Here is an 18,007-nt window from a genome sequence, read left to right as displayed (position 1 = left end):
GGTCTGGCCCCTTGTGTCATATATTATAACCATCAGCCTGTGTTAACAAGCCCGGCTGCGACGCCGTTGATGGTGAGGAGCACTTCGGTGACGAGGTCCTCGGATGGATTGTCGGTTTCGCGCAATTGCCGGATCAGATCCACTTGCAAGAAGTTGATCGGGTCAACATACGGATTCCGTAAATAAACCGATTCTTGGATATTTGGTGTATGGCTGAGCAGGTCGTCGTTTCCTGAGATTGCGAGCAGAGCCTTACGCGTGCGCTCGTATTCATCAGCGATGTCAGCGAAAATCCGCTCAGCAAGCTTTGGATCCTCGACCAAATCCAAATATTCCTTCGCTGTTTTCATATCGGCTTTCATTAAGGCCATCTGCAAATTGTTGATCGTTGAATGGAAGAATGACCACTCACGATACATCGTCTGCAACACGGCCAAATTGCCCGAGTCAGCGTCAATGAACGCCTGCAAACCGGTGCCTGCCGCATACCAGGCGGGAAGCATATGCCGCGACTGGGTCCACGCAAATACCCACGGGATCGCACGCAAGTCTTCAAACTTCTGGCTGTTCTTGCGGCTCATTGGGCGGGAACCGATATTCAGGGCGCCTAGCTCGGTCAATGGGGTTGCCTGATGGAAATATGTCAGAAAATCTGGATCGCCAAACACGAGGGATTGGTATTTGGTCAGCGATTTTTCCGAAATGGTTTCCATCGCCTCTTCCCATTCTTTCTTGCGCAGCTCCATCTCCTCAGGCGCACTCGACGCCCGTGCACATGCTTCGAACAACGCTGAAGCGGCCTGCTCCAGATTCCGGTACGCAATGTCCTCAAGCAAATACCTCGATGACAGCACTTCACCCTGTTCGGTAATTTTCACGCCATCACCCAGCGTTTCAACCGGCTGTGACAGGATACTCGTATTCAGCGAACCACCGCCACGGCCGAGTGACCCACCACGACCATGGAAAAATTTCAGCCGAATATCATATTCTCTGGCCATGTTATGGATCTCTTCCTGAGCCTTAAACAGTTTCCAGTTCGCGCTCAATGTGCCGCCGTCTTTACTGCCGTCAGAGTAGCCGAGCATGATTTCTTGATTATTCTTGCGTGCGCTAAGCTGCTTTTGGTAGACCTCTGTTTCAAACAGCTTCTGCATGATCTCCGGTCCGGCAATCAGATCGTCAATCGTCTCAAGTAATGGGGCGACATCGAGGTCACTTTCCACACTGCCGTCTGGGTACAGCCGGTACAAACCGGTTTCTTTTGCCAGCACGAGCACTTCAAGAAGATCACTTGGCGCTTCTGTCATACTGATCAGATACACCTGAATCGCGCGTTTGCCAAATTCATCATGGGCGTTTTTGATCATCCGGAAGACGCCCAGCATTTTTAAAGTCGCATCTGAATAACTGTCATCAAACAGCAAGAGCGGTCTCGGGTCGTTCAGCGCCTGACAAAGCACCGCTTGCTTGTCAGCCTCGGACAGGGACGCATAATCATCAGACACATGAACCGCCTGCAAAATCTCGTGCACAGCCGCTTCATGTTCGCCACTGTGGTTGCGGACATCGAGTGTGGCCAAATGGAATCCGAACAGCTGCACCTGGCGAATGACTTTGCGAATTGTCTTGAGCTTTTTCGTCACTGGCAAATGGGCCTCGGCGTTTTTCTTAATCTCGATCAAATCCGCCACAAGCTCATTGGAATGATCATACCCGTTTTCCGATTTCCCAGTCTCACGCAGCCGCTTTAAGATCACCGCAAACTTGCGCCGATACACTTCAGAGGCTACATACCATTTTTCTCCCGTTTCCAAGTATCGAGCCTCTTCCGCCTCAGTCCGATCAATAAACGCCTGACTGATCGAAATCCGCTCACTCGATTGACTGAAACGCCGCATCAAGTCCACAAGTGACGCCTCATACTTTTTCAAAATCAATTCACGCTGCATCTCAAGCGTCGTCCACGTAATTTCCGGGGTCACATTCGGATTCCCATCTCGGTCCCCGCCGATCCACGAACCGAAATGAATGAAGTTCGGCACTTCCCAGTCTTTTTCAGACACCTGCTCCTGCAGCTGCATCTCCAGCTCATGAAACACCGCCGGCAGGGTCTCAAACAGTGTCTGGTCAAAGTAGTACAGTCCGTTTTTCACCTCATCGAGCACTTCAGGCTTGCGGTGCCGGAGTTCATCCGTGTGCCACAGAGCCGTTATCTCGTTGAACAAACTTTCCTCCACTGTCGCCTTCTCGCGTTCGGTTGCCAGCGGGTTGTCCAGCTTTCGCAAATTATGCGAAATCCGCTTTTGTGTTTCCAGCACTGTGCGTTTCGTTGCCTCTGTCGGATGGGCTGTCATGATTAATTCAATGGACAAGTCATCCAGCACATGTTGAATCCTGTCTGTGTTGAGGCCATACGCTTTTACTTTTTCAACAGCCTTTTCAATCGAAAACGACTGGCTTGTCTCCTCCTCGAGCAAATACTGGCGCCGCCGTCTGATACGGTGGTTCTGTTCGGCAATGTTAATCAGATGAAAATAGATTGAAAACGCACGGATCACTTGCTGGCGCATCGGCGGTTTCAAACTGCTGATTTCTTTTTTCAAAGTATCATAGGTTGTCTGATCAAAGTCTTGTCGGATGCGCTTCGTCATTTCACGAATCCGCTCCACTTGGTCAAACAGCTCACGTCCTCCATGAAGCACCAGGATCTCTCCCAGTATATTTCCGAGCACGTTCACATCTTGTCTTAATAAAGCATTATGGTCAGTTGTTACGGTCATCCCGTTTCCTCCTTGTGCAGTCCTTGGTGTATAAGTATTTCATTCTTTTCCCTAAAGGGGGATCTCTGAATCTATCCACTTATTTCCCCACTCACAAAGGTGATCATTACATTTTACCATAAATCTGATGAAATTGATAGTTCTGTTAATTTTGGAGGGCGAGCGACCTTTATGTAAAGGCTCTGCTCTAAAAAATTGTTTCCTCCGCAAATAAGGGCTTAACGAATAGCAGACACAAACTCCGAACTAATGAAAAACACACTTAAGACCCCTGGCCTGTAAAGTTTTAGGTTGCGACTAGTATAGTAATTTCATGTGATTTTTCGATATATGAGATAAAATGCCGATATAACACATAGAATTTCCGATATAGCTAAGCCAAACACCATATATGTTTGTAAGAGCATCGTGATTTCCGCTGCGGGAAGTCGCTTTAACTTTATAACAGCTCAAGTGCGACATCTGTTCAAGAAAATCACTTTCACAGTGTCTTCTAGCCGCGGGCACGGCCTCAGCCTCCTTGCCCCGGCAAGGGGTATGTCGACGTTGTCCGCAAAGGACGGTCTTAGTCGACCCTCCTTCAAGTTCTCGCTGTGGGGTCTTCGGACTCGTGCTGTTCCCGCAGTCAACCATGTATCGCAAAAAACGCTATACACCACAAGGGGATGAAAATAGATGTAGGGTGGCGATACTAGTGCTACGGCTGGATGAGGAAGGTCGATACTCCTTGGTGCCTTAGAGCCCTACCCGCAGTCTGACTCCTTCGACCACGGCGCATCACTTATTGTTGCTCCCTTTCGGGAAGCACTCATGGTAGATTAACCCTATTCTGGTTGTTGCGCCAGCCTTAAAATATTTGATGCCGTAGAAAGGATGCTTTTCAATGGATATACTCATTGAAAGAGCATGCGGTTTGGATGTCCACAAAGACAACATTACTGCATGCATTATCACACCAAAAGGAAAGGAGATTGAAACATTTTCAACCAAAACTGTTTATCTGATCGGATTAGTGGATTGGATCAAGGAACACAAATGCACACATGTTGCGATGGAAAGCACGAGTGTCTACTGGAAACCAATTGTTAATTTGTTAGAAGCAGAAGATATTGAATTCCTAGTAGTGAATGCGCAACATATTAAAGCTGTTCCAGGAAGAAAAACAGATGTCAAAGATGCTGAATGGATTGCTAAGCTTCTTCGTCATGGTTTACTAAAGGCTAGCTTCATTCCAGATCGGAAACAAAGGGAACTACGTGAACTTGTTCGGTATCGTAGAAGCATCATCGAAGAACGTGCGAGACAACTCAATCGAATTCAGAAAGTCCTAGAAGGCGCTAACATCAAACTAGGTTCTGTTGTTTCTAACATTACAGGCGTCTCTTCTCTTGATATGCTTCGGTCTATAGCTAATGGCGTTGAAGACCTTGATGTTTTAGCCAATTATGGAAGAGGCGTAATGAAACAGAAAAAAGAACAACTAAAACTTGCTCTACAAGGTTATATACAAGATCATCAGCGGTTCATGATAAAGACTATTATAGACCACTATGATTACCTTACTAACACAATAGATATGCTTGATGAAGAGATAGCTCAAAGAATGAGTGAATATCAGGAAGATATTGAGCGACTGGATTCAATCCCAGGAATCGCAACAAGAATGGCTGAACAAATACTTGCAGAGCTTGGAACAAATATTAAAAAACAATTTCCTACTGCACCGCAAATGTGTTCATGGGCGGGGTTAGTTCCCGGTAATAATGAAAGTGCTGGGAAACGTAAATCATCTAGAACTAGGAATGGAAATAAATATTTGAAATCTGCATTAATTGAAGCAGCTCATTCACTTCGGGGTTCCAAGACCTATCTCGGAGCACTCTATCGTCGTACGGCTGCCCGTAAGGGTAGAAAACGAGCAGCAATTGTAGTTGCTCATGCCATTTTACGAATAGCCTACTATCTACTAACTCGTAAAGAGATGTATGTAGATTTAGGCGAAGATCACTTCGACAAGCAAAGAAAACAATCTATTGTTAACCATTCACTGCGCCGCCTAGAAAGTTTAGGATATACAGTTGATATTAAGGAACAAGAAGTATCTTAACATCTTACTGATTCTATACCCATTAGACATTGGCGCTCTCCTACTTTTTTTAAAAAAGAATGAGCTGCGTCTACTTTAGTATTGCCATTTTTAAGTATTATAGTATTTTAATTTTCATGGTAGGAGTCGACTTCCCTCCGCTCCAATCACTTTATGTTTTTCAGTGGCTTGGACGCCTTCTGCTTAAGAAGGCCAGCAGAAAGGTAAACGCCACTCAACTAGCTCGGGGAAAACACGGAGACTCCCGTGGGAGCAAAAGCCTAGATGAGACCCCGGAGCGCGCAGCGCGAGGAGGCTCATCAGCGCCCACTGGACGCGGAGTGTTTTCCCCGAGCGGTTGCCAGTGGCAGTCATAAAACCCCAAATTAGATCTAACTAATTAGTTCGCAGTTTACTTTAAATGCACATAAATAGCGATGTTATGTGTAAGCTGATCTTTGTCATACGCTTTGTTTTGTAGAGCATTATATTAAGCGATATAATCATAACGCGGTTTATGATAAAATGCAGGAAAGAGATGTAAGGAGAGTCGGTTGATGAGTAATTGGTTGTATATCGTTTATTTTGCTATTTTGGCTGTAATATCCGTTGTGACCGGTGAAATTGTCACGTTCATCATGCTGGGTTTGATCTTGCTCAGTCTCAACAACATCAACACCACATTAAAAAAACTGTTACATAAACAAAACAACGAACAAGGAACCACTAATCAACATGAATCCAAACAAATGAGGGAAAAAAATGACATATGATGTAATCGTAATCGGCGGCGGTCCTGCCGGGCTGATGGCGTCAGTCGCTGCGGCTGAAGCAGGGGCGTCGGTACTTTTAGTTGATAAAGGCAAGAAACTCGGTCGTAAACTCGCCATCTCTGGTGGGGGACGCTGCAACGTCACAAACCGGATGCCGCTCGATCAATTGATCAAACACCTGCCGGGGAATGGAAAGTTTTTATACAGTGCCTTTTCTAATTTCAACAACGAAAGTATCATTCAATACTTCGAAGGGCTGGGCATTCCGTTGAAAGAAGAGGACAGGGGGCGGATGTTCCCGGTGTCTGACAGCGCCAAGACAGTTGTAGATGCATTGTTGAATGAGCTCCGCCGCCACGGGGTGACAATGCGGACGTCCACGCGCGTACAGGACATTCTCTATCACAACGACGCAGTGCAAGGCATCCGTCTGGACACTGGTGAAGAAATTGAAGCACCGAGCGTGATCCTCGCTTCTGGAGGGAAGTCTGTGCCAAACACAGGCTCAACGGGGGATGGCTACCCATGGGCAGAAAAGGCCGGACACACGATCACTGAGCTGTATCCGACAGAAGTGCCGCTCACGTCCAGCGAACCTTTTATCAAAAACAAGACACTCCAGGGCTTGTCCCTCAGCGATGTCGCACTCACTGCATGGTCGCCAAAACAAAAGGCCATCAAAACCCATCGCTGGGACATGATTTTCACCCATTTCGGTGTATCGGGGCCGGCCGCCCTCAGACTGAGTCAGTACGTGGTTAAGGCTTTGAAAAAATACAATGCGAGCTATGTGACGATGACGATTGATCTTTTCCCGGACGAAGGGGAGCAAAATGTGTTCGACCGTCTCCTGTCCGCTTCGAAACGCGAACCGAACAAAGCACTTCGAAACGTTTGGAAGCCCATTGTGTCTGAGCGGTATCTCTTGTTTTTGTTGGAACAGATCGGACTTGATGCCAAAACGACGTATCATCAGCTTCCTAAACAACAGGTGCGCGAACTTGTCAAACTGATCAAAGCGTTTCCGGTGAAGATTGACGGTACGCTCTCAATCGAGAAAGCTTTTATCACCGGTGGGGGTGTCTCCCTGAAAGAAGTCAATCCTAAAACACTTGCTTCAAAAAAGATGGACGGCTTGTACTTTTGCGGTGAGGTCCTCGATATCCACGGATACACTGGAGGCTACAACATTACCGCAGCCTTTGTGACAGGACATGCGGCTGGGACGGACGCAGCCGAGCGATCTGAGTGGTTTAGAAAATAAAAAAATGGACCATGGGGAGTCCCTGGTCCGTTCATTCCTTCTTTCTCCCCGAAGTGAACCACCCAATCACGGCTATGGCTGCCAAGGTTGCCCAAAAGGTGATCTTCCAACCTGAACTATTGGGGAAGGTTTCATCTAAAACACCGACTGATTCATGGCTCAATGTGATCACAGCAAGTTTCACCCCGACCCACGCTACAATCAAGTAGGCGGTTGTTTCAAGACCCGGCCGCTTAGCAAGTAGGCTGATGAACCAGTTGGCGGCAAATTTGATCAAGATCAACCCGGCGATCCCTGCCAAAAGCACGATCCCAAACTGCGCACCGTCCATTCCGCCAAAATTCGGCAACGGGCTGTCTGGCAGCACGATCGCAAGGGCAACCGCCGCAAGAATGGAATCGATGGCAAAAGCTAGGTCAGTGAGTCCAATTTGAAAAACAGTTGGCCAGAATCCGGCACCTTTGTTTTTTTGCTTATTGTCGTCTTCATCACTTTTCGAACGAAACAAGACATGCTTCATGCCCAGATAAATCAGGTAAGCCGCTCCGACTGCCTGAACCTGCCATACATCCGCAATAAATGAAATGACAAACAGGGCGCCAAACCTGAAGATAAACGCCCCGATAATGCCGTAGTTGATCGCTTTCTTTTTCTGATCCCCCGGCAGATGTTTTGCAATCACCGCCATGACAAGGGCGTTGTCCGCAGATAAGATCCCTTCAAGCCCGATCAGCACCAGTAATGTCCATGCATATTCCAGCCAAATGCTTTCCACAACCATTGCTCCCTTCGAAAACAACAAAATAGAGGCTCTTACCACCAATGTGGCAAAAGCCCCTTACAAAACAGACCTTTCCCGCACTGGCAAAGGTCTTGCTAACAACATGTCCACGTTGCCAGTAAAGCCGAGAATGCCAAGCGGGCACTCCGTCCTGACGACTTTACTGTCACAGCTACTCCCCTTTAATCTTAAGTTTATTTAACCACTTTACTGCAAAATTTGTCAAGAAGGCGGCTTTTGTACTATGAGTATTCGCTTAGGGGTGGAGGTCTATACAGGACATATGTAAAAGTTTATGAGCAATCTGGCTTAAGCGTTGAATCTATCTGTACATCTGGCGCCCGCTCTTGTAACTCCTTCAAAAACATCCCCTGATCCTCTGGTGATATTTTCACACTGCCCATCAGCCCCGTTGTGTAAAACAATTCCAGACCATCACGGGAAGATAGCACGCGATATCCTGTGAAAACATCGTGTGATGGGCTCACGCGCGTAATGTCTTTGTAAGCAATACGACTGCGGAAGGGCCCGCCTTTAATATACAAATAGTCCTCGTAAAACACATACTTCACTGAAAAAGCAGTCCACAGAATGAGGCCGGCCCGGAGAAAAATGTTAAAGATAATATCATAATCACTTTAAATTGCATGCCATCTTCAAGGAATAAAGGCCAGAATGACGCAGCGGCAATCACGCCTACCGCAACACCAATGAAAGTGATGAAAAAACCGTCTATCTTTGAGCGGAATAGCTTCAATGTACTTCCCTCCATTTGTATATGATACGAAATAGAAGGGAGAAGGTTTCGTTTTGGCGATGTTCATAAATGTACCTTATACTGAATCGTCTAACCATAATTGCAGCTTTTGATAAGTGTTGTCTTTTTGTGACGTGGTACAGAGGTAATTGAGATCAAGCTTTTCCTGATGAAGTAAAAAAAGGCGTTTGCCCCACTCACAATCAGATGAGGATTTCCAGTGGACACATGCCCGTAACCGGTCTAGAATAATATCTTCTATACCAATCACATAGACGTGTTCTGATTCTGAAAGATTGAGTTTTATGACGCGATTGTAGTCAGCACCCTCCAACATGTCATCAGGTATTTCCACGCTGATCATTAATTGCTCGTGATACCAATGACGTCCTTCAGCGATAAATCCCAGTTGTTCTAAATACTCATCAGCCAATTGCCGCTGGCTGAAAACAAGGTCTATGTCTAAAGTGGTGTATTCACTGCGCGTATAGATTTCAACAGCCAGTCCTCCTACAATAATGGGCTTTAACTCTTCCTGTTCAAACACCTGAGTTAATATCGCCGCTGTCTGCACCATTTTTTCGAACTTAGATTTTCCTTCAAGTTTCTTTAAACTGATTTTCGCTTCCTCAATCAAGCTCATAATACCACTCCGTTTTGGAGATATATTTGATCTTTCCTGCCTGCTCTGCTTGTTTCCATCGCTTTATACACAGTTTATCAAGAATGCGTTGCTCATCAGGATCTCTTTCTCTCGTCCGGATACGTGGCGCCTCACCACGTGTCTGCACCATGCGGCGTTCAACATCTGGCTTTTTACGGTCAATCCGTTTTTTGAGGTCATCCATATCCATGTTTTCCACCCAAATCACCCCTGAAAAGGTCTTTGCCTTCAGTATATCATGAGGGCACTGCTTATAAACCTGAAATGGTGTTAACAGGTCTATATCTTTTATGATGAGTCTCTGTATTTTTAAAACGCTGTAATCGTATAGAGTGTTAACACTAAAAGGGTGCTCAAGTTAATTATATCGGCGTTTTCCACCAGGTATCGGCGGATTTAACTCGTATATCGGCGCTTTCGAGGTTTATATCGGCGTTTTTGAAAATATATCGGCGAATCGGCTAAAATGACGCCCTGGCTGGAACTCAAAAACCTCCTGGTTAGGGAGGTTTTGAGCTTTTAAACGATCACCAGAAGCTTCCCCTACGACTGTGTTTTCTCAGCCAGTGACCGCTCAAAGTTCTGCCGGATGCGGTGCAGCTTTTCGGCATCGGTCAGGAGTCGAAAGCCTGTTGCGGCGAGGGCTTTGGCACCGGTGATCAGCGCCTGGTCACCGAGATCCGATTTGGCCGCTTCACGGAAGGCGTTGGTATGCCCAATCAAATCGTCAGGGCCAATTTTGATATGTCCATGAGCAGTTGGGACTTCGTAGCTAATATTGCCCGCGTCTGTTGATCCTTTTCCTTTACCGCGTTCCGTATGGACCACTTCCCCGAGGGCTTCGAGTTCTTCGCCGAGCACTGAGTCCAACTCCTGATTCAGCACAAAGTCTTTAACTTCATTTTGGAACCGCTCGACTTTGACCGTTGCTCCTGTGGCAAGACCGGCACCTTCAGCGATGGCCCGCACTTTATCCGACGTTTCAACCGTTCGTTTCCACGTTTCCGCTCGGATGTAAAAGCGGGCCTCGGCATATTCCGGGATGATGTTTGGTGCATCTCCGTCATGGGTGATGATGCCGTGGATCCGGACATCGGACGGGAGCTGCTGGCGCAAGGCGTTGATCCCGTTAAAAAGCTGAATGACGGCATCGAGTGCATTAATGCCTTTTTCAGGTGAACCTGATGCATGTGCCGGCTTGCCGTAAAAATGAAAGTTGAGCGGATCGACGGCAAGCGTCTCACCTGACAAGGATGTTTTGCCTGATGGGTGCAGCATGAGGCGGCGTCGACATCTTCAAGATACCCGTGTTTGGCAAAGCTTCCTTTGGCACTGCCGTTGGGCCCGCCTTCTTCAGCGGGTGTACCGAGAACAACAACACGGCCGCCCGTTTCAGGAAGCGCCTCTGCCAAGGCAATCGCAGCGGCAACGCTTGTCGTGCCGATAATGTTATGTCCGCATGCATGGCCGAGGCCGGGAAGGGCATCGTATTCGGCCAGGAAGGCGACAGTTGGGCCGTCAAGACCGGAGTCTTTTACAGCGTAGAACGATGTTTCGTGTCCGGCGACGGCTTTGTCTATCTGAAAGCCAGCATCTTCCAGGAAAGCAATCAATCTGTCACTCGCGTAAAATTCCTCGTTGCCAATTTCCGGATGAGCATGGATATCCTGACTGGCTGCGATATACTGCTCACGACGTGCCTCAATAGATTCATATAAAGCTTCGATAGGATTCTTAACTGCTTCTGTCATGGTAAAACCTCCATCAATTTATTTTTTCAAGTTCTCAAATGATTGATCCAGTTCTTCCTGAGTGAGATCGACGAGGAAAGAACCGCCGTTGGTGTCTTCCTTAATGGCTTCAGCGATCGCTTCTTCCTGATAAAGCTCTGCTATGCGTTTATAGGTTTCGTTGTCTTTGTCTTCACCGCTGACGGCTAGAATATTGACATAAGGGTGGATGCTTTCATCTGATGCTTCTTCTTTGAAAATCGGATCCTCAGCTGGGGAAAAACCAGCCTGGCCGGCGACCCCATTATTGATCACTGCTGCAGCGACATCCGGCATTGAACGCGGAGTTTGCTGGGCTTGCATCGGAATAATGTCTAGGTTCAATGGATTTTCAACAATTTCTGATGGGGTGCCAAACAAGCCAAAGTCATCTGTCAAGGTAATCAGTCCAGCGCTCTCCAACAGCCGAAGTGCCCGGGCCTGGTTGGACGGATCATCTGGAAGTGAGATTTTATCGCCTTCCTTGATCTCAGAGACGTCGCTGATTTTTTCCGAATAAATCCCCATCGGTGCAAGCATGGTGGACCCAATTGGCACAATTTCTTCGCCACTTTCTTTGACGAATTGTCCAAGAAATGCAATGTGCTGGAAGGCGTTCATATCAATGTCCCCTTGAGCAAGCGCATTGTTCGGTAGGGTGTAGTCGGCAAACTCAATCAGTTCAATGTCGATGCCTTCTTTCGCTGCCTTTTCTTTTAAAATCGGCCACTGGGCACCATCTGTTCCGTTAACGCCAACTTTCACTTTGACGGTATCCCCGTCTTTGGCTGCAGTGTCGCTCGAGCATGCTGCCGTAACACTTAAAGTTAAGACTGCTAAAGCAAGTAGTAGAACTCGTTTCAAGTTTGATAACCCTTTTCCCGTCATTAACGACGCATTAATTTTTTAGATAATGTATTGCCAATCCACTGTGCAAGCTGAACCATAAGAATCAGAATCACGACGGTGACGAGCATGACACTGCCGTCGAAGCGTTGATAACCATAAGTCATGGCGATATGACCGAGCCCGCCACCACCGACTGTTCCTGCAACAGCCGAGAAGTCAATCAAGCCGACTGAGATAAAAGTAAGTCCAAGGATGAGTGGCCCCAGTGCTTCTGGAATCAAAATGGTGAATACAATTCGGGCTGGACTCGCACCCATGGCCTGAGCGGCTTCAACCACGCCCGGGTCAATGCTGACAAGATTGTTCTCGACTACCCTCGCAATGGAGAAACTCGCAACAATGGTCATCGGGAAGATTGCTGCCGCTGTGCCGATCGTTGTGCCGACAACAAGCCGTGTCAGCTGCGAAATGGCCACCAAGAAAATGATAAATGGGACAGGACGGATGATGTTGATAAGGATATTTAACGCTTGAAAAACCCATTTGTTTTCCAAGATGTTGTTTTCCCGGGTAATAAAAAGCAAGAGTCCCATCCCGATACCAATAATCGAACCAAAGATCAGTGTGGCAACAACCATGGTAAGTGTTTCACCAGTTGCTTCAACGATACGCGGCCAAAATGTGGTCCAATCAACTTTCAATGTCTGTCACCTCCCCAATTTTGACCAGTGTTTTCAATTCCTCCAGGGTCTGTTTGACAGCCTGTTCGTCGCCTGCAAATGACACCAGCAGATTCCCGAACAACTTTCCTTGGAGTTCTTGCACGGATCCATAGACAATGTTGAAATTGACATCATGCTTTCTCGTCACAGAGGACAAGACAGGTTCATTCGTGTTGCCCCCGTGAATACAACCCGGTAAAGTGCGCCGTCGTTATGTAAGCGCCATTCCTCCAAAATATGTTTGGACGGGAGATCCTGTTGAACAGAGCCAATAAATCGGCGTGTGGTGGCGTGCTGTGGCTTGGTGAATGTGTCAAACACAGGTCCGTGCTCGATCACAGCACCGTTTTCCATAATCGCGACCTTGTCACATATGGACTGGATGACATGCATTTCGTGTGTGATAAGAAGAATCGTGATCCCAAGATCGTGGTTCACCTTTTTCAAAAGCTTTAATATGTCGCTAGTTGTTTCCGGGTCAAGAGCTGATGTCGCTTCATCACAGATCAGGATATCGGGTGATGTGGCAAGCGCCCGTGCAATGCCGACACGCTGCTTTTGGCCGCCCGATAATTGATCAGGGTAATGTCTGGCTTTGTCGGATAACCCGACGAATTCGAGCAGCTCGGCAACGCGTTCTGTAATTTTCGCCTTACTCCAACCAGCAAGCTTGAGCGGATAGGCAACATTCCCCGCAACCGTCCGCGACAGGAACAAGTTGAAGTTTTGAAAAATCATACCGATGTTACGCCGTTCTGCCCGCAGCTTCTTCGCTGGCAGTTTTCCGACATCGACTCCTTTGATCAGAATGGTGCCTGAAGTCGGGCGTTCCAGCATGTTAACCAGTCTGAGCAATGTCGATTTTCCAGCCCCGCTGAACCCGATAATGCCGTATATCTCGCCGCGGTTTATGGTTAAGGAGACATCTTTGACCGCTTGGATTTCGCTTTTTTCAACCTTGAATGTTTTGCTGACATCTTTAAATTCAATCACTGAACGCAACTCCCTTCATAAATCTCTCTCTTTCTCTCCAATAAAAAATCCCTCTTTTTCTTAAAAGATAAGAAAAAGAGGGATGCGTTGTCATTGGTATATGCCGAACCATCGTCTCTTTCTTATCTTCCAAATGCCTGCTGGCTGCAGGTGCATTTGTGGGAATTGGCACAGTTTTCCATATGGAATCCGTTGCCGAGACGTCACAGGGCCCATCCCTCAGTCTCTCTTGATAAGAAAATGAAATAGTATTAAGTTTTTTCTTGAGATTAAATGCTACTCTAAACATTTTAGCTGACAAAGTCAACAGGATTTTAAAAATAAAATAATTCAGACATAATGTGTATTTTTAAGGGCCAGGCTTCAAGTCTTTAGACTTTGGAGCCTGGCCCCGTTTTTACACTTGCTAGTATCCGACCTCAACAGCAGCGTTAACCATATACATCAAATCATTTTCGTCGTTTTTATCCTCTAGCATAATTCCGCTTGATGTGGCCATGCCGCCGTCTGTAACATCAACGGTTACGGTGCCATACGGGATGGCATTTTTAATTTGCTTGGTGTCCAGTTTTTCTCTGTCAAGCGGAACAGCAACCCGCACGTTTACCTTCATATTGTCCAATTTCTGCTCGGGCAATATTTTTTCGATCCCGGGCATGGAGTTGGACCAGATTGCATTTTCTACAGCACGAACAGCCGCTTTTGTTACATCTTGACCATGCACATCAATACCGGTTCCCGTTTGAATGAATAGCACTTTATCCAAAATAAACACTCCTTTGTCGAATGAAGGTTATACCAATCAATTCCCGCTAATGGCGTGTATCAAACTGAGAAGCTACATTGGAATGATTAGCATGAGCGATGAAGTGATTTTATGCTGGACAGAGAAATTAATGGCCTGAGCAGAGAAATAAACCGCCCGAGCGAAGAAATAATCAGCATGAACAAAGAAAAAAACCGCCCGAGCGAAGAAATAACCTGCATGAGCAAAGAAATAAACCGCTGCTTAAAAGTGCGAGCCTACCCCTAATTACTTTCCATCCTGAACAGATGCCTGAACGCGGTCATGATAATCTGCTGTTTCCTCGGCATTCAGGTCACCGGGGTCTTTCGGCAAGACCAAACCGTTTAAGTCTGTCTGATACAGAAAATAATGTGTGTCGTCTTCACCAAGCCGTGTAAAATCTGCCCAGTCAAAAAAAGTCACATCTCCGCTGATTTCCCGTTCAATCCCTGTATCAGTTAACGTAATCTTACAAGGACCAAGAACGCTGCTGTAATCTTGTTTTGCCATTTGACTTTGTGATCTGGAAAAGGCTGCTTTGTTGTACAGCGAAGGAAATGCCAGTAAAACAATGACCACTGCAACCGCTCCGACCATGGCAGAGGTGAGTGATGGCCCGAACGGAAATACAATCGCAAGAAACACCGCGACGGCAAGCACCCATTTGTAGTACATTTTTTTAATGTGGTGGGTATATGAATGCTGAATGACATCCTTTTGCAGTGCCAGGATGTCGTTAAATTCAAGGTGGCAGTGAAATGTCATAAAATACATGTCCTTTCCATAAGGGGCTGCTGTTATCATAGCCGATATTTTCTAAGACAATCAAGAAAAGGGTATCTTCATCTTTTTGACGAATATTCAAAATAAATATATACTATTATTAATAGTTGGAAAAAGAAGGGAGAAATAGTGATGAAAAACATAGGTAACAAAACACAATACGAAATATACATGACGATGCAAAACCCGGATCCTGATCGACTCCCGGTTGTCTATGAAGAATGGGAGCAACTTGCACGGGAGAAGATGACGGACGGACCATATTATTATGTGGCAGGCGGAGCCGGTGGGCATCATACCATGAACGCAAATTTGAAAGCGTTTAACAAATGGAAAATTATGCAGCGTATGTTGCGTAACGTTGAGGACCGCGACTTATCTACAGAGCTTTTCGGTCGCACGTATCCAACTCCGATCCTTCACGCTCCAATCGGGGTCCAGTCCATTATTCATCCCGATGGCGAACTTGGTTCAGCTCGGGCTTGCAAGGAACTAGGCGTCCCTTTCATTGCCAGTTCTGCTTCAACTGTCCCTATGGAAAAAGTGGCTGAAGAGATGGGGGAGGCGGAAAAATGGTTCCAGCTTTACTGGAGCAATGACCCTGATGTGACAGCCAGTTTTCTGAAACGTGCTGAGAGTGCGGGCTTTTCAGCTATTGTGGTTACGTTGGATACACCGATGATGGCCTGGCGTGAATATGATTTGAAAAATGTGTATTTACCGTTTTTGGCCGGTGAAGGTGTCGGCAATTATTTTACCGATCCCGCTTTTTGTTCCAAGTTGGAAAAGTCACCTGCAGACGACCCACAGGCAGCCATTATGCACTGGACTCAGGTATTTGGAAATGCACGTCTGACGTGGGACGATATCGCATTTTTAAAAGAACACACAAGCTTGCCGATCATTTTAAAAGGAATCATTCATCCTGATGATGCCAAGTTGGCGCTCGAACACGGCGCAGATGGCATCATTGTATCGAATCATGGGGGACGGCAAGTCGATGGTGCACTTGGCGCCCTGGATGCCCTGCCTGGTATCGTTGATGTTATACAAGGTAAGATTCCCGTGCTGATGGACAGCGGTATTCGGCGAGGGTCAGATATCATTAAGGCGATGGCACTGGGTGCAGATGCTGTTCTCGTTGGCCGGCCGCTTATGTATGGCCTTGCTGCAGCAGGTGAAACTGGCGTTAAGGAAGTCATGCGTAATCTATTATCTGACTTGGACCTGACACTTGGTTTGGCAGGTGAAAAATCTGTTCGCGACTTGGACCCAAGCCTACTGAAAAAAGATGTCTAAACAACAATTTAAAGAGTGAACACGCGGGGAGGCGCTCAATGTGAACTATGATGTGATCGTGATAGGAGCGGGTCTGGCCGGCCTTGTAGCAACAGCTGAATTGGCCGATGCAGGAAAAAAGGTACTGCTGTTAGATCAAGAGCCGGAAGCATCGTTTGGCGGGCAGGCATGGTGGTCGTTTGGAGGCCTGTTTTTGATTGATTCACCCGAACAAAGGCGCATGGGTATAAAGGATTCCAAAGATCTGGCCTGGCAGGATTGGCTCGGTGCTGCCGGCTACGATCGCTTGGCTGATGAGGATTATTGGGGCAGAAAATGGGCTGAAGCTTATGTAGATTTTGCAGCGGGTGAAAAGCGTGCCTGGCTGCATGAAATGGGCGTTCGCTTTTTCCCGGTGGTCGGATGGGCGGAACGTGGCGGTTACCATGCGGGTGGCCACGGCAATTCAGTTCCGCGCTTCCACATAACATGGGGGACAGGACCTGGGATTGTTGCCCCTTTTGCAAAACGTGTGCGCGATCATATAAAAAGTAATCAGGTGATTTATAAGCCGCGGCACCAGGTGGATCATCTTCTGAAACACAGCGGCAGAGTCACAGGTGCAGCTGGATCGGTGCTCGAGGCGAGTGACGTCGCTAGGGGTGAAGCCAGTTCCCGTCATGTGATCAGCGAGTTTCATTATGAGGCTTCAGCGGTGCTTGTCGCGAGCGGTGGAATCGGGGCCAATTTGGACATGATCCGTAAAAATTGGCCTGAGCGCCTCGGCACACCGCCAGAGAAAATGATTTCCGGTGTGCCCGCACATGTGGACGGACGCTTACTTGAGATATCAGAAGAAACAGGTGCCCGTCTTGTGAACCGGGATAGAATGTGGCATTACACAGAGGGCATCAAAAACTGGAACCCAGTCTGGCCCAAGCACGGCATCCGGATTTTACCCGGACCGTCATCCATGTGGTTTGACGCCCGCGGGCACCGTTTGCCATCACCTAATTTTCCCGGTTTCGACACCCTCGGGACCCTTGAGGCGATCAAACAAACCGGCTATGATTATTCCTGGTTTATTTTAACGCAAAAGATGATTGAAAAAGAATTCGCATTATCGGGTTCTGAACAAAATCCGGATTTGACAGGCAAAAGCCTCAAAGATGTTCTAGGACGTGTTCGACCTGGCGCGCCTGGACCGGTGCAGGCGTTCATTGATCAAGGCGAGGACTTTGTTGTGGCAGATACAATCGATAATCTGGTTATCAAAATGAATCAGCTGACAGGGGAACGACGCGTGGCTGCCGATCACATTATTGAACAAATCCGCGCCAGAGACCGTGAGCTCGACAATACGTTTACAAAAGATCTGCAGGTGGCTGCACTTCGCAATGCCCGACACTACATCGGTGATAAATTGATTCGAGTCGCTGCGCCGCATAAAATATTGGATCACCGAAATGGTCCGTTGATTGCGGTTAGACTCAACCTGATCAGCCGCAAAACACTCGGTGGGATTCAGACAAATCTATCCGGCCAGGTTCTGGATGAAACGGGTACTGTCATACCAGGTCTGTTTGCTGCCGGTGAAGCAGCCGGTTTTGGGGGTGGGGGCCTGCATGGCTATCGTTCGCTTGAAGGAACGTTTCTCGGTGGATGCCTTTTTTCCGGACGGGAAACAGGCAGAGCCATTGCAGGGCAAGTTCTGTAAA

The 18,007-nt window shown here is 47.3% G+C and carries 15 protein-coding genes, 2 pseudogenes and 1 riboswitch; of the genes and pseudogenes, 5 read left to right on the top strand and 12 right to left on the bottom strand.

All coding sequences use genetic code 11. The annotated features are described in order from the left end of the window. Nucleotides 1-32: 32 nt before the first annotated feature. Nucleotides 33-2,783 carry a phosphoenolpyruvate carboxylase gene (gene ppc, locus JNUCC1_RS06580; protein WP_156644649.1) on the bottom strand — a complete coding sequence of 917 codons (2,751 nt, stop codon included), beginning with the start codon at nt 2,781-2,783 and terminating at the stop codon, nt 33-35. An 883-nt stretch (nt 2,784-3,666) separates the two neighbouring features. Between ppc and JNUCC1_RS06575 the strand changes: the two genes are divergently transcribed. The 3 genes from JNUCC1_RS06575 (at nt 3,667) to JNUCC1_RS06565 (ending at nt 6,906) form a co-directional block, all read left to right on the top strand. Then, the gene (locus JNUCC1_RS06575; RefSeq protein ID WP_156644648.1) at nt 3,667-4,890 is read left to right on the top strand and encodes an IS110 family transposase; all 1,224 of its coding nucleotides are present in this window, start codon (nt 3,667-3,669) and stop codon (nt 4,888-4,890) included. Nucleotides 4,891-5,426: 536 nt separating this feature from the next. Next, nucleotides 5,427-5,642, top strand: a complete 216-nt coding sequence (locus tag JNUCC1_RS06570) for a hypothetical protein (RefSeq protein ID WP_156644647.1) — start codon at nt 5,427-5,429, stop codon at nt 5,640-5,642. Next, nucleotides 5,632-6,906, top strand: coding sequence for an NAD(P)/FAD-dependent oxidoreductase (locus JNUCC1_RS06565; protein WP_156644646.1), 1,275 nt, complete (start codon nt 5,632-5,634; stop codon nt 6,904-6,906). Before JNUCC1_RS06570 ends, JNUCC1_RS06565 begins: the two co-directional genes overlap by 11 nt. A gap of 31 nt (nt 6,907-6,937) precedes the next feature. Here JNUCC1_RS06565 and JNUCC1_RS06560 read toward each other — a convergent pair whose 3' ends face one another. The 11 genes and pseudogenes from JNUCC1_RS06560 to JNUCC1_RS06515 all read right to left on the bottom strand — a co-directional run bounded on the left by JNUCC1_RS06560 (nt 6,938) and on the right by JNUCC1_RS06515 (nt 15,032). Next, nucleotides 6,938-7,681 carry a TerC family protein gene (locus JNUCC1_RS06560; protein ID WP_331713640.1) on the bottom strand — a complete coding sequence of 248 codons (744 nt, stop codon included), beginning with the start codon at nt 7,679-7,681 and terminating at the stop codon, nt 6,938-6,940. A 299-nt stretch (nt 7,682-7,980) separates the two neighbouring features. Next, nucleotides 7,981-8,259, bottom strand: a complete 279-nt coding sequence (locus tag JNUCC1_RS18625; RefSeq protein ID WP_331713639.1) for a PH domain-containing protein — start codon at nt 8,257-8,259, stop codon at nt 7,981-7,983. Then, nucleotides 8,256-8,444 carry a hypothetical protein gene (locus JNUCC1_RS18620; protein WP_231784079.1) on the bottom strand — a complete coding sequence of 63 codons (189 nt, stop codon included), beginning with the start codon at nt 8,442-8,444 and terminating at the stop codon, nt 8,256-8,258. Before JNUCC1_RS18620 ends, JNUCC1_RS18625 begins: the two co-directional genes overlap by 4 nt. Before the next feature lie 76 nt (nt 8,445-8,520). Continuing rightward, nucleotides 8,521-9,087 (bottom strand): DUF6036 family nucleotidyltransferase, encoded by a 567-nt coding sequence (locus JNUCC1_RS06550; protein WP_156644645.1) that lies wholly within the window; start codon nt 9,085-9,087, stop codon nt 8,521-8,523. Next, nucleotides 9,074-9,298, bottom strand: a complete 225-nt coding sequence (locus JNUCC1_RS06545; protein WP_156645431.1) for a hypothetical protein — start codon at nt 9,296-9,298, stop codon at nt 9,074-9,076. Before JNUCC1_RS06545 ends, JNUCC1_RS06550 begins: the two co-directional genes overlap by 14 nt. A 353-nt stretch (nt 9,299-9,651) precedes the next feature. Beyond that, nucleotides 9,652-10,859 (bottom strand): annotated as a pseudogene (locus tag JNUCC1_RS06540) (M20 family metallopeptidase). Nucleotides 10,860-10,877: 18 nt separating this feature from the next. Beyond that, a complete protein-coding gene (locus JNUCC1_RS06535) occupies nt 10,878-11,741 on the bottom strand; it encodes a MetQ/NlpA family ABC transporter substrate-binding protein (protein ID WP_156644644.1) in 864 nt (287 codons plus the stop codon). 23 nt (nt 11,742-11,764) lie between these two features. Further along, nucleotides 11,765-12,427 (bottom strand): methionine ABC transporter permease, encoded by a 663-nt coding sequence (locus tag JNUCC1_RS06530; RefSeq protein ID WP_156644643.1) that lies wholly within the window; start codon nt 12,425-12,427, stop codon nt 11,765-11,767. Further along, nucleotides 12,417-13,441, bottom strand: a pseudogene (locus JNUCC1_RS06525) (methionine ABC transporter ATP-binding protein). The gene JNUCC1_RS06530 and the pseudogene JNUCC1_RS06525 overlap by 11 nt, the downstream one beginning before the upstream one ends. A gap of 119 nt (nt 13,442-13,560) precedes the next feature. Continuing rightward, a riboswitch (SAM riboswitch) is annotated at nt 13,561-13,680 on the bottom strand. Between the two features lie 167 nt (nt 13,681-13,847). Then, nucleotides 13,848-14,207, bottom strand: coding sequence for a Lin0512 family protein (locus tag JNUCC1_RS06520; RefSeq protein WP_156644642.1), 360 nt, complete (start codon nt 14,205-14,207; stop codon nt 13,848-13,850). A gap of 267 nt (nt 14,208-14,474) precedes the next feature. Further along, the gene (locus tag JNUCC1_RS06515; RefSeq protein ID WP_231784078.1) at nt 14,475-15,032 is read right to left on the bottom strand and encodes a YcxB family protein; all 558 of its coding nucleotides are present in this window, start codon (nt 15,030-15,032) and stop codon (nt 14,475-14,477) included. Nucleotides 15,033-15,143: 111 nt separating this feature from the next. Here JNUCC1_RS06515 and JNUCC1_RS06510 point away from each other — a divergent pair, with 111 nt between their 5' ends. Then, a complete protein-coding gene (locus JNUCC1_RS06510) occupies nt 15,144-16,310 on the top strand; it encodes a lactate 2-monooxygenase (protein ID WP_156644640.1) in 1,167 nt (388 codons plus the stop codon). Nucleotides 16,311-16,350: 40 nt separating this feature from the next. After that, a complete protein-coding gene (locus JNUCC1_RS06505; protein ID WP_331713638.1) occupies nt 16,351-18,006 on the top strand; it encodes an FAD-binding dehydrogenase in 1,656 nt (551 codons plus the stop codon). Nucleotide 18,007: the final 1 nt, after the last annotated feature.

Source organism: Lentibacillus sp. JNUCC-1 (genome assembly GCF_009741735.1).
In the GTDB taxonomy this organism is placed as follows: Bacteria; Bacillota; Bacilli; order Bacillales; family Amphibacillaceae; genus Lentibacillus_B.
Note: the sequence above shows the minus strand (reverse complement) of the source record. Positions and strands in the feature narration are given on the sequence as shown.